The sequence below is a fragment of the Nitrospira sp. genome, from assembly GCA_029194665.1.
Lineage (GTDB): Bacteria > Nitrospirota > Nitrospiria > Nitrospirales > Nitrospiraceae > Nitrospira_D.
Window position 1 is genome coordinate 396,670 of record JARFXO010000005.1, and the last position, 12,836, is coordinate 409,505.

General features: G+C 55.5%; 10 protein-coding genes and 1 tRNA gene. All 11 read left to right on the plus strand.

All coding sequences use genetic code 11. From position 1 onward, the window contains the following. The first annotated feature begins 434 nt into the window (after positions 1-434). The 11 genes from shc (at position 435) to P0119_18040 (ending at position 12,454) form a co-directional block, all read left to right on the plus strand. Entirely contained in the window at positions 435-2,621 is a 2,187-nt protein-coding gene (gene shc, locus P0119_17990) for a squalene--hopene cyclase (protein MDF0667938.1), read from the plus strand. Between the two features lie 38 nt (positions 2,622-2,659). Continuing rightward, positions 2,660-3,445 (plus strand): hypothetical protein, encoded by a 786-nt coding sequence (locus tag P0119_17995; protein MDF0667939.1) that lies wholly within the window; start codon positions 2,660-2,662, stop codon positions 3,443-3,445. Between the two features lie 2 nt (positions 3,446-3,447). Continuing rightward, a complete protein-coding gene (locus tag P0119_18000) occupies positions 3,448-4,215 on the plus strand; it encodes an MlaE family lipid ABC transporter permease subunit (GenBank protein ID MDF0667940.1) in 768 nt (255 codons plus the stop codon). A gap of 2 nt (positions 4,216-4,217) precedes the next feature. Further along, positions 4,218-4,976, plus strand: a complete 759-nt coding sequence (locus P0119_18005) for an ABC transporter ATP-binding protein (protein ID MDF0667941.1) — start codon at positions 4,218-4,220, stop codon at positions 4,974-4,976. 12 nt (positions 4,977-4,988) lie between these two features. Further along, a complete protein-coding gene (gene mlaD, locus P0119_18010; GenBank protein ID MDF0667942.1) occupies positions 4,989-5,432 on the plus strand; it encodes an outer membrane lipid asymmetry maintenance protein MlaD in 444 nt (147 codons plus the stop codon). 124 nt (positions 5,433-5,556) lie between these two features. Beyond that, positions 5,557-6,141, plus strand: coding sequence for an ABC transporter substrate-binding protein (locus tag P0119_18015; GenBank protein MDF0667943.1), 585 nt, complete (start codon positions 5,557-5,559; stop codon positions 6,139-6,141). A 28-nt stretch (positions 6,142-6,169) separates the two neighbouring features. Further along, complete coding sequence (locus P0119_18020) at positions 6,170-7,369, plus strand: BamA/TamA family outer membrane protein (GenBank protein ID MDF0667944.1); 1,200 nt, start codon at positions 6,170-6,172, stop codon at positions 7,367-7,369. Between the two features lie 198 nt (positions 7,370-7,567). Continuing rightward, on the plus strand, positions 7,568-9,511 hold the full coding sequence (gene dxs, locus P0119_18025) for a 1-deoxy-D-xylulose-5-phosphate synthase (protein MDF0667945.1): 1,944 nt from the start codon (positions 7,568-7,570) through the stop codon (positions 9,509-9,511). Between the two features lie 52 nt (positions 9,512-9,563). Then, complete coding sequence (gene ispG / locus P0119_18030) at positions 9,564-10,748, plus strand: flavodoxin-dependent (E)-4-hydroxy-3-methylbut-2-enyl-diphosphate synthase (GenBank protein ID MDF0667946.1); 1,185 nt, start codon at positions 9,564-9,566, stop codon at positions 10,746-10,748. A gap of 115 nt (positions 10,749-10,863) precedes the next feature. Further along, positions 10,864-12,207: a glycosyltransferase 87 family protein gene (locus P0119_18035; GenBank protein ID MDF0667947.1), complete on the plus strand. Its 1,344-nt coding sequence runs from the start codon at positions 10,864-10,866 to the stop codon at positions 12,205-12,207. A gap of 172 nt (positions 12,208-12,379) precedes the next feature. Continuing rightward, positions 12,380-12,454, plus strand: a tRNA-Cys gene (locus tag P0119_18040). Positions 12,455-12,836: the final 382 nt, after the last annotated feature.

The following is a 12,836-nucleotide window of genomic DNA, read 5'->3' on the forward strand; positions in this document are numbered from 1 at the left end:
GCTCCGCATGGGGTAAGGGAATTTTGATGGATGTGCAATGAATCATACGGAGCGGGAAGGCCCACGATGAAGCAGATGGGTCCCCAAGAGTTCTGTCGCTTTGTGCGGCTGTGTCCGTCTTGGCGTCTGCCGATCGGCCTCCTCCGATAGATCCATGATGAGCTGGGTCAACTGTTACAAGTCATCGCGAGACAGAGGAACGTCTCGACCTCCAGTTTAGGATGTTGTCGAGGCGATGTTCTTCATCGCATACACCGATAAAATATATATATACTTCAGGCACTTCCCAGCTCCTTCGCTTGACTCGCCTCCAATCGTTTGTTATAAGCCTTCCGTATATACGAGGGAGTGTTGGAGAGGTGTACCCAGGGAGACTATGGCCAGTTGTCGATTTTTCGCCCCTCTCAGTGCTGTCGCGCAAGCCGTAAAGATTCATGAATATCATTAAGGCGCTATTCAACCGACTCTCTGACAGTCTGCTCTCGACCGTTCAGGGACGACTCGATCCCGCGACGGAGTTTACCCCTGTCGCTCCGCTTCGATTGGTTTCGGATAAGCCTGTTGTTCTGCCTTCGTTGGATTCTTCCTCCGTCGCTCGTCGGCCCATCGGCCATGCCGTCAGTCAACCCGATGCCGTGGATGACGCGATCAGGCGGAGTCAATCATGGTTCTTCAGCCGCCAACATGCCGAAGGGTACTGGGTTGCTGAGCTGGAAGCAGACACCACTCTGACCTCCGAGTACTTGATGCTGCGCCGATTTCTCGATCGGGTTGATCCTGATCGAGAGGTGAAGGCTGTCCGATACCTCAAGGCGATGCAACTCCCCGACGGCGGATGGCCGATCTACTATGGTGGCCCGGCGGAGATCAGCGCATCGGTCAAGGCATATTTTGCTCTCAAGTTGAGTGGGGTGTCGGCGGATGAACCGTTTATGGTTCGGGCCAAAGAACGGATTCTGGCGATGGGCGGCGTCCTACAGGCCAACGTGTTTACGAAAATCACGCTGGCCCTATTCGATCAGTACGATTGGGAAGGCGTTCCCCATATGCCGGTCGAACTGATGTTGTTGCCGAAGAAGTTCTACTTCAGTATCTATGCGATCTCCTATTGGTCGCGGGCCGTGCTGATTCCTTTGCTCATTGTATTCGCGCACCGACCGGTCTGTCGGATCCCGCGCGAACAAGGCATTGACGAGTTGTACCCCAATCCGCGCGCAGAGGTTCGCTATTGGAAATACCCTCCATTCAATAAGGATCAGGCCTGGTTCACTCCGCATAACTTCTTCGTGGCATTGGATGCGATGTTGAAACTGTATGACCGGATGCCCATGCGGGTGTTACGAGAAAAGGCGTTGCATAAAGCAACTTGTTGGATGGTGGATCATCTCAAAGGGTCCGGGGGACTCGGTGCCATTTATCCGGCGATGGCGAACTCCATCATGGCGCTTGAATGCTTAGGGTACGACGCTGATGACCCACTGGTCGTCAAGGCACTTCGCGAGATCGAAGAATTGGAGGTCTACGATTCCGCGATGATCGACGGTGAAGTCGTCCCCACCCTTCATCTCCAGCCCTGTTTTTCTCCTGTTTGGGACACAGCGTTGCTCGTGAACGCTCTGGTCGAGGCGGGGGTGTCTCAGGAGCATCCTGCGCTCCAAAAGGCGGGCAGGTATCTCATGTCCAGGCAAACCAAGGTCGTGGGGGATTGGATTATCTCCTCGCCAAACGCGGAACCGGGCGGGTGGTACTTTCAGTTTGAGAACGAATTGTACCCGGATGTTGACGATTCTGCCGTGGTCATCATGGCGCTGTCGAAAGTGAAGATCCCGGGCCAGGAAGGGGGACTGAACGATTCCATTCGTCGTGGCATGCGATGGGTGCTGGCGATGCAGGGCTCCGACGGCGGCTGGGGCGCCTATGATAAAGACAACAATCGCGTTGTCTTTAATTATATTCCGTTCGCGGACCACAAGGCGTTGTTGGACCCCAGTACCTCCGATTTAGCCGGGCGATGTCTGGAGATGCTCGGCGCATTAGGATACGACAAGAGCCATCCAGCCGCCGGACCGGCCTTGGCTTTTCTGAGGAAAGAGCAGGAGGAAGACGGCAGTTGGTATGGACGGTGGGGAATCAATTACATTTATGGGACTTGGTCTGTCTTGGCTGGGTTGAGAGCCATCGGTGAAGATCTCTCGACGCCTTCTATTCGCCGGGCGGTTGCTTGGCTGGAATCGAAACAGAATCCTGACGGTGGGTGGGGTGAGTCCTGTCTCTCCTATACGGACGGTCTGGAGCATCACGGTACGGGGAAGAGCACGCCCTCGCAAACAGCATGGGCGTTGATGGCCCTGATGTCGGCCGGAGCGATTGATTCCTTCAGTGTCGCGCGGGGAGTGCAATTCCTCCTTCGCCGTCAAATGAAGGATGGATCATGGGAAGAAATTGCTCATACCGGCACGGGATTTCCGCGCGTGTTTTATCTTCGGTATCATTGGTATTGTCAGTATTTCCCGCTGTGGGCTCTGGCGATGTACCGTAATCTCCGTTCTCGTGGGAAGATGCGGGCAGACGAACTTCGACATCACATTCAAGGAACTGACTTTTACCGGTCCAAGCATTGACGCCCGCCGGTTCTTTTTCCTCGCTAGCATCGGGAGCCGTGCCGCTTAAGCGAATTGCGATCTTTGCCGCCACTCCATGGGAGATGGGCGCGATTCAGTCGGCCTTCCCTTCCGGTGTTCAACGACGAATCGGTGGGCTCTCCGTTCCCGTACACACCATCGTGGACAGGGAATATTGGCTTGCGCAGACCGGCGTAGGTCAGGAGAAGGCACAGCGAAGCGCCGCTCAACTACTTGCCGGCCAATCCTTCAGTCTCGTGATATCAACGGGATTTGCCTGTGCACTCATTTCGGCTGATATTGGAGCGTTGTTGGTAGGCCGCGAAGTGGTGCATAGGGGAGAGTGCAGCGAAGCGCCATCACGGGCGATCGAAGTGCCGGGCGATGAACGCAATCTTGTCTTGGCGTTTGTGGATGCCATGGTGCCCTCCGCGCATCTCGGGCGGTTTGTCTCGACTGATCGCGTGATCGGCAGTGCTCGGGACAAGCGAGGGTTTGCGCTTAGCACTCAGGCCATCGGCCTCGATATGGAAAGTTCAGCCTTGGCTGCTCAAGCCCAACGGGCGCAGGTTCCCTTTGTGATCATCCGATCCGTTTCGGATCTTCTGGACGAAGATCTTCCGCTTGACTTCAATCTATTTCTCAGGCCCACTGGGTGGCTCAAAGGTATCGGTACCGTCGTGGCCGCTCCTTCATGCCTCTTGGGTCTTGGCCGGCTTCGTCGACAGAGTCTGGTCGCAGCGGAGGCCTTGACGGCCTTTTTCCGGAGTTATGCGGCGGCGATGGCGACCGAGCGGCAGAAGAAGGGCTTCTCGTCTACTTGACCATGACGCTACTCGAACTCGTGGGCCGATGGGCTCTTACCTCTGTGGCGGAAATGGGCCGGATGCTGATCTTCGTGGCGGCGTCCTTCGCCTGGTTGGCGCGTCCGCCGTTGCGGGGCATGCAATTCGTCAAGCAACTCCACTTCATCGGCTACAAGTCGACGTTTGTTGTCGTGTTGACGGCGGCGTTCACCGGGATGGTGTTGGCGCTACAAGGTTACTACACGCTGCGAAAGTTCGGCTCTGAAGGGCTGTTAGGTTCCGCGGTGGCGCTCAGCATGATTCGCGAGTTGGGTCCGGTTTTGGCTGCACTCATGGTGACGGCGCGCGCCGGTTCCGCTATAACGGCGGAAATCGGCATTATGCGGATCACGGAACAGATCGACGCGCTCGATACCATGGCCGTCAACCCGCTCCAATACCTGATCGCGCCGAAACTCGTCGCCGGTTTGATCGGCGTGCCGTTGTTGGTCGCGATCTTCGATGTGGTGGGAATCTACGGTGGTCACCTTGTTGGGGTGGATCTGCTCGGTGTCAGCGCCGGTTCGTACTGGAATTCCATCGAGGCCGCTGTCGAGTGGAAAGACGTCTATGGCGGCGTTCTCAAATCCATTAGTTTCGGTCTGATCGTAAGCTGGGTCTGTTGCTACAAAGGCTTTTACACCAAGATGAGTGCCGAAGGGCTCGGCACCGCCACGACCGAGGCGGTCGTGTTGTCATCGGTCTTGATTCTCATCTGGGATTATTTCCTGACGTCGTTGCTGTTGTAAGCATGCTGAAGCTCGAGGGAGTCACGAAAACGTTGGGCGGTCAGCTGGTCTTGCAGGGCATTGATCTCGTTGTCCCTAAAGGAAAGCTCACGACGATCATCGGTCGGAGCGGTGAAGGCAAGAGTGTGCTGCTGAAGCATATGATCGGACTCCTCCAACCTGATTCCGGACAAGTGTGGGTCGATGGGGTCGAGATTTCTCGGCTCCGCGGCCATGCGCTCAACGAGGTCCGGAAGCGGTTTGCGATGCTGTTCCAGGGGGCGGCGCTGTTCGATTCACTGACTGTTTTCGAAAACGTGGCGTTCCCCCTTAGAGAAAGGCTCAGGATCAAAGGTCAGGAGGTGACCGCCCGTGTGGAAGAGAAGTTGGATCAAGTGGGTCTGGCCGGGATGGGACACAAGTTCCCTGCGGAACTCAGCGGGGGCATGCGGAAACGCGCCGGCCTGGCACGTGCGTTGGTGATGCAACCGGAGATCATGCTGTTCGACGAGCCCACGACGGGTCTTGATCCGCTGATGGCCAAATCGATTCACGATCTTATCACGAGCATGCAGCGGAAGTTTGGGTTCACTGCCGTGATGGTGAGCCATGAGATTCCCGAGATATTCGGGATCTCGGATTATGTCGCGATGTTAAAACGTGGGAAAATAGCCGCGATGGCAGAGCCGGCTGAATTTCAACGGACGACCGACTCTGAAATCAGAGAATTCATCTCAGTCGGTGGGACGGTGCCGATGATGAAGGCGTTCGACGGATCATAGAGGAGTCTTTCGGTGGAAAAAGGTAAGCTCGAATTAATCGTCGGTGTGTTTGTGCTGGTCGGGATTGTCTGTCTAGGCTATCTCTCGATCAAGCTCGGCAAGTTGGAACTGATCGGTGGCGACGTCTACGAAGTGGATGCTCTGTTCAATTCAGCCACAGGGCTGAAAGCCGGAGCAACTGTGGAAGTCGCCGGTGTTGAGGTGGGTCGGGTCAAGACGATCCGTCTGAAAGAGGATCGAGCGATGGTATCACTGGCGGTCCAGACTGGGACGAAACTCTATTCCGATACCATCGCTTCGATCAAGACCCGAGGAATCATCGGAGAAAAATATCTTGCGCTTTCGCCGGGTGGAGGGGGAGATCCGCTGAAGCCGGGCGACGTCATTCGTGACACGGAATCAGGCCTCGACTTGGAGGAGTTGGTGAGTCAGTACGTCCACGGGAAGGTCAACTAACCGGACCTATCTATGGATGTGGCGGAAAAGACCAGTCTGTTGTCCTAGGAGAGAGGGCGCGATGATAGCGATCAGGAATGCTTGGAGAGGGCGAAGAGGAGGGGGCTCGTGGTTCGCGGTGCTCATGATGGTCATTTGCATCGGAGCGGTGACGGTACCCGGGTACGCGGGTCCTCCAACCGACTCCATGAAGGCGACGATCGACGAAGTGCTCCGCATCGTACGGGAAAAGGAACTCCAGCAACCGGAGAAAGCCGAGGAGCGGCGACACCTGCTGGAGCAAGTGGTGTCGGCTCGATTTGACTATACAGAAATGTCTCGACGGGCTCTTGGGTCTCCCTGGAACCAGCTGACTGATGAACAGAAGCAGGAGTTTGTCGACCTCTTTCGGCAGCTGCTGACAAATTCGTACGCGGACAGGATCGAAACCTATTCCGGCGAAGGCGTGCAGTATTTACATGAACGAACGGAGAAAGAGTACGCGGAAGTCAGGACCAAAGTGATTTCGGGAAAGACGGAGATTCCGCTCGATTATCGTTTAATCAACAAAGCCGATGATTGGCGGGTCTATGATGTCGTCGTGGACGGGGTCAGTCTGGTGAATAACTATCGCGGCCAGTTTACGAAGATCCTTCGTGCTTCTTCCTATTCGGACCTCGTCGATCAGCTGCGCAAGAAATCCATTCAGCTCAGAGCGCCGGCTCCGTAACATTCTCCACGGGAAGGTGAAGAGGTTTGTGCGTCGTTCTGCCGCCGGTATTAGCCTCCTGCTGTGGGTGGCGTTCTGCCCCGGGCTTCTCGATCGAGCTCATGCGGATGTGCAGTATTTCCCTATTCCTGCCATCAGTACCAGCAAGAACGACGGCAACGATCTTGGATTAATCATGCCGGTTCTCATCACTGGAGCGGATGGGGATCTAAAGTATTTAGTCGCTCCGATGCTGATTCATAACTCATACGTGGGCCTCCGAGGAACCATCAATCTGTTCCGTTATGAACCAGGTGGGAAACAAATCAAAGCCCTTGCGTCCTGGTCAGAGAAGATCGAACATAAATTCCTATTGAGCTATGTCGATCCGGGTTTCAGCAACGGACGATATAGTGTCGAGTTCAGTGCCACGAATTTTAAGAATGCCACTATGCGGTATTTTGGGCTAGGCCCGTCGACGGAAAAGGGAGATCAGACCAACTACACGGCATCCGAGACACGGGTCAATTGGCGATTCGGTGTGTATGCCAATGAAGTGACGCAGATCGCCGTGAGTCAGCGGCTACGAGTTATGCAGCAGATCCAGCCGGGAGCAGCTACCATGTTTCCGTTTTCCCGAGATGTTTTTCCGGAAGATCCTGGTATGGATGGGGCGGCGATCCTCGGTCAACGGATCAGCTTTCACTACGATACGCGGAATAATTTGGTGACGCCGACTGATGGAATGGCGCTCACGGCCTATGCGGAGCTCAATTTCAATTTTCATAAAGGTGCAGAGCCTGTGTATTCCAGGTACGGTCTCCAGATCACGAAGATGCTCGCGAGTGAATCCAAGCGGGCGATTTTGGTGGTTCACGGCGAATTGCAAGCCACGCTCGGCTCGGACGTTCCGTTTTATGAGCAGAGCTCGTTAGGCGGGCAGAACAATCTGCGCGGCTTTGGAATGGACCGATATATCGACAAGCAACTGATCGCGTTCAGCGTTGAGGAACGAATTCATATCTTGCGAACGCGTCTCGCGGGAGTCGTGGCGGATTTTGAGTTGACGCCGTTCATCGATACCGGACAGGTTTTCAACTCTTTCATGGATGTCAGCTTCAAGGACTATCGCATTACACCAGGTATTGGATTCCGGGGAATCATCCGCCCCAACGTAGTGGGACGGATAGATTATGGATACAGTAAAGAAGGAGGAGCGATTTTTGCGGGGCTGGATTTTCCATACTGACCGAATCATACGGTAGCAACTCCGATGGGACAATCCTGATGCCTTATAACAAAGGTCAGACGGGGCATGTTTCATAAGTGCTTGACTTCATATGGATCTTGTGTGAGACTCGCCGAAATTTGGCACCCGAACGAGCGGCTTTGACTGGTCGGATGCAGGGGCTGCGGTGCTGACAGATGCGAAGGAAGGAGACTATCTATGTCCATACTCAAGACAATCCATAGTCCTGCCGATCTGAAGCGGTTGTCTCCCGACAAGTTTCCGGCATTGTGCCGGGAGATCCGGGAACAAATTATCGGAGCAGTCTCGAATGTGGGCGGACACCTGGCTTCGAATTTGGGCGTCGTCGAGCTCACAGTCGCCTTACAATATCTTCTGGATACGCCGACCGATAAAATCGTGTGGGACACCAGTAATCAGTCATACACGCACAAACTGCTCACCGGTCGGCGCGAACAGTTCCACACACTCCGTCAGTACGGCGGATTGAGCGGGTTTTGTAAGCGGGAAGAGAGTGAGTACGATACATTCAACGCCGGCCATGCGGGGACCGGTGTGTCGGCCGCCTTCGGCATGGTCGAAGCCCGAGACCAGTTGAAGGAAAAACATAAGGTCGTCTGCGTCGTCGGTGACGGCGCCATGACGGCGGGCATGACGCTGGAAGGACTGCATCATGCCGGGGGGCTCGGAAAAGATTTTCTCGTGATTTTGAACGACAACCAAATGTCGATCTCGAAAAACGTCGGGGCTATTTCCGCCTATCTGAGCCGGACCATCACGGGTGAGTTCTATGGGAAAGTGCGCGAAGAGACCGGTCAGCTCTTGGGGAAGATTCCTCACATCGGCTCCGATATGCAGAAGCTCGCCCGGCGAGCCGAAGAGCTCGCCAAAGGCGCGATTCTGCCGGGATTGCTCTTCGAAGAGCTGGGATTTCAATACAGTGGACCCATCGACGGCCACAATTTTGAGCATCTCCTTCCGACGATCGAGAATGTGCTGAAGATGAAAGGGCCGGTCCTGCTCCATGTCATCACGAAGAAGGGCCTCGGCTACGAACCGGCCATGAAGAATCCGGTATGGTTCCATGCGTGCCCGCCATTCGCTCGGTCGACCGGTGCACCGGCCAAGAAAGCCGTGCGTCCTTCATACACGGCGATCGCGATGGACACGCTTGTCAAGTTGGCTCGTGAGGACAAGCGCATCGTGGCGATCACAGCGGCGATGTGCGAGGGCACGGGATTGACGGCGTTCGAGAAAGAGTTCCCGGACCGACTCTACGATGTCGGTATTGCGGAACAGCATGCGGTGACGTTTGCGGCAGGGCTCGCTGCACAAGGCATGAAACCGGTCGTGGCGATGTATGCGACCTTCCTCCAGCGGGCCTATGATCAAGTCGTGCATGATGTCGCCACCCAAAATCTTCCGGTGGCCTTCTGCATCGATCGAGGGGGGCTCGTCGCGGAGGACGGAACGACGCATCATGGGGCCTTCGACTATGCCTATCTGCGGCATGTTCCCAATATGGTCGTTATGGCTCCTAAAGATGAGAATGAACTGCAGCATATGGTGAAAACCTGCCTGGAATTCGACGGGCCGATTTCAGTGCGATATCCTCGAGGGGTGAGTCTCGGTGTGAAGATGGACCCGGTTCCGCAAGCCTTGCCGGTGGGGAAAGGGGAGCTTCTCAAAGATGGGACGGATGTGGCCATCGTTGCGATCGGTGTCTCGGTCTGGCAAGCTGTTGAAGCAGCCGAACGGCTCAGTAAGGAAGGGGTGTCCACAGCAGTTGTGAACGGACGATTCGTTAAGCCACTCGATCAGGATCTGATTGTTGAGGTGGCGAAGCGGGTGCGCTATGTTGTAACGGTGGAAGAAGGCTGCAAGATCGGTGGGTTTGGTTCTGCCGTGCTCGAAACCCTTTCGGAAGCCGGAGTGACGGAGGTGAAGACGAAGGTCCTGGGCTTGCCCGATTGGTACATCGAACAGGGACCACAAGATCTGTTGCGGGAACGGTATGGCTTGACGGCCGAAGGGATCTATCAAAGTGTGAAGGAATTAATCGGCAAAGCACCCGCCGAAAAACCGGTGTTCGCGGGCGCGGCGTTGGTCGGCCATCCGCATGGAGACGAACAGGGAAGCTGAAGTGCGTCAAGCGTAACGCGTTGTTCGTGAAGCATCAGCAACGAAGCATACCATGCATATCGCCCGAAGAAAAACTCGGCAGATTCACGTCGGCAATGTGAGGGTCGGGGGGGATGCCCCGGTATCCGTGCAATCCATGTGTTCGACGGACACACGTGATGTAGCCGCGACCATCGCACAGATTCACCAACTCGAAGCAGCCGGCTGCGAAATTATTCGCGTGGCCGTTCCTGACGATGAAGCCGCCCGAGCCCTCCCGCGCATCAAGGCGGCAATGGCCGTCCCGCTGATCGCAGATATCCACTTTGATCATCGGCTTGCCTTGAAGGCCGCGCCTATCGTCGATTGTGTCCGTATCAATCCAGGCAATATCGGCGCCTGGTGGAAAGTTGAAGAAGTGATCAAGGCCGTCAATGAGCGAGGAATTCCTCTTCGAGTCGGTGTCAACGGAGGGTCTCTCGAACGTCCGTTGTTAGAGAAGTATGGTTGGCCTTCTCCCGAGGCTCTGGCAGAGTCGGCGCTCAATGCCGTGCATGCGCTGGAAGATGTGGGCTTCACCAATCTGAAGGTGTCGCTCAAAGCCTCGGACGTGCACCACGCCATCGACGCCTATTGGCTCTTCGCCCATCAGTCGGATTATCCCCTGCATATCGGAATTACTGAGGCCGGGACGGCCATGACCGGGGCGGTGAAGTCTTCCATCGGCCTCGGGTATTTACTTTCACAGGGCATCGGAGACACGTTGCGCGTATCACTGGCTGCTGACCCGGTCGAGGAAGTCAAAGTCGGGTTTGAAATCCTCAAGTCGCTCGAATTGCGTCACCGGGGCATCAATGTCATCGCCTGTCCGACATGTGGGCGTGTCGAAATCGATGTTGTCCGAATGGCAAACGAGCTGGAGAAGAAACTCAGCCACATCAAGACACCGATGAATGTGTCTGTACTCGGATGTGTTGTGAACGGGATTGGGGAAGGAAAAGAAGCCGACATCGGAATCGCCGGCGGTGAGGGCAAGGGTATTTTGTTCAAGAAAGGCAAGCTTGTCCGAAAGGTGCCGATGGAAGAATTGATGGACACGCTCATTGTGGAAGTCGAGCTACTGGCGAAGGAAAAAGAAGCGGAAAGCAACGGCGAAGCGACGGCATCTGTTCCTTCAAGCGAGTGGGAATCGCTGGAACCTCAATTGGAACCCTCTTCGACGCTCGGTAGGGAAATCCCGGTCTTGCCTCATCAGTAGGTGCCTCGCTCACAGCGGCGACGATGCTTCCGCTGCCTCTCTGAAGCTGCACGCCCGTCTCGCCGAGAAACGATTGACGCACTCTGACAGGGTCATGTATTTCTATCTCTGAGTCATGGAATCAAAGCCCACCGGTAATTGGCTCAGTGAGTTCGTTAGATCTCCTCTGTTTGCAAGGCTCGCGAAGGTCGGTCTCCTGATTGCGGCCGTGGTGCACGGCTACATCATCTCGTTCGGACGGTCGTTTCACTTTCGTGACATCGACATCCATCGAGAGATCGGAAGGCGTTTCATCTCCGGCGAATACCTGTACGCCAATGACTACTGCTACATGTATCTTCCCACGACGGGAATTTATTTCGCTCCATTGCTTCTCCTGGAGAGAAACGCAAGCTTGGCTTTACGTTATGTCGTCGCGGTCGGATTCCTGGTCATCACAATTATGCTGTTCCACCACATGCTGTGCGGTACATCCAATTCCACTATGTGGAGTCGGCTCTTGGTCGGTGTGGGTGCGGGAGCGTTGACGCTGCAATTCATCTTGAATGATCTCGACGACGGTGGGCCGCACCTCATGCTACTGGGGATCCTAACCGGTGGAGTCTACGCGATATGGGTCGGAAAAGAATGGCTGGGTGCGACGTTGATCGGACTCGGCATCGTACTCAAGATCACTCCCGCGCTTTTCGTGCTGTTGTTTCTTTGGAAACGGCAGTGGCGATTGGCGTCATCCACAGTGCTCGCAACCGTTTTCTGGATCGTACTGCCCATTCTGTATATGGGCCCCACGAGTTGGTGGGATCATCACACGGAATGGACCAGGAACGCGGTGTTATCCGTGTTTGATCGGCAGCTTGATGGCCGCCAAGAGAATGAACTTCAGAAGGCCAACCTTTCACTCCGCCATACCATGCTGCGGTATTTGGTCACGTACCCACCGGACCATCGCCTACGGCAGGTGGATCCCGGATACAAGCCTGTGTTGGATCTACCGGCGCCGGCCGCGAACGCGATCGTCGGAGCGATTGGGCTGACTCTGCTCGGTCTGTTCGCCTGGTCCAGCCGACGGCCATACCAAGGGCCAGGAGATCCAACGTGGGCGAGGGACTGTGCAGGCACCCTGATTTTGGCCTTGTTATTCTCTCCCATCACCTGGGATCAGCATCTTGTCTGGATGGTCCCGGCGGCCTATGTCGTCGTCGCCGCCGCAGCGAGAGTGAGTGGCCGATTGAGCAGTGCCGGATACGCCATGCTGGGAGTGTATATTGTGCTCACGATGGTGCTGAACTACGAAGTCGTGGGATCAGCCAGGTGGGAAGCGCTGAAGAGTTATCATCACCTCGGCATCGCCATGCTGATTTTGTTTGGGTTGCTGCTCAGCAGCGGTGGCGCTCTGCGCCATGTCCACCCATTCCTCGGGATACGCGCGCCTGCTTCAGGAGTGGTCGGACCAGGGTAAGACATCTCGTCTCGGCCAGCGATGCTTGTGACCTCTTTTCTTGCGCGGCTTCTTGAATTAGGACTCATGGCCCCAATGGGCTAGGCTTGCTGAGAGCTGATTCGACGGTTAATCAGTTTGGTCTCTGTGTTGAGTTCCGGTAACACAGGCTACTATAATGCCGCCTCTCAGAGGCGCCGTACCCAAGTGGTAAGGGAGCAGTCTGCAAAACTGCGATGCAGCGGTTCGAACCCGCTCGGCGCCTCCAAACAGAGCTTGCTCGACCTGGAGCTCGTACGATTGTTCTTGGCGACGGGATAAAACACCTTTAGTGTCCTCATTTTCTAATGCCGCACTTCGTGCGTGCTGCTCGCGCAGTCGTTTTATCTTAATTGATGCGAGCGGATAAACGTCTCCAAGGATCGCACCTTCTGATACCATGACTTCGGGTGTACGAGAAGCTCTTCAGGTGTAACGCTCTTCCATTGCCACCCGGGACATGCATCTTCAGCGCTCCTCCTTTTGATACCGGACCTCGTGCGACCTCCTCGGTATTCTGAGCTCTCCATATAGTCGGACACACCGAACGCTAGCCCAACTTCCGCAGTTCGCGATGTCAGAGTGAGGGATTTCAATGGGTTGTGCAAAAC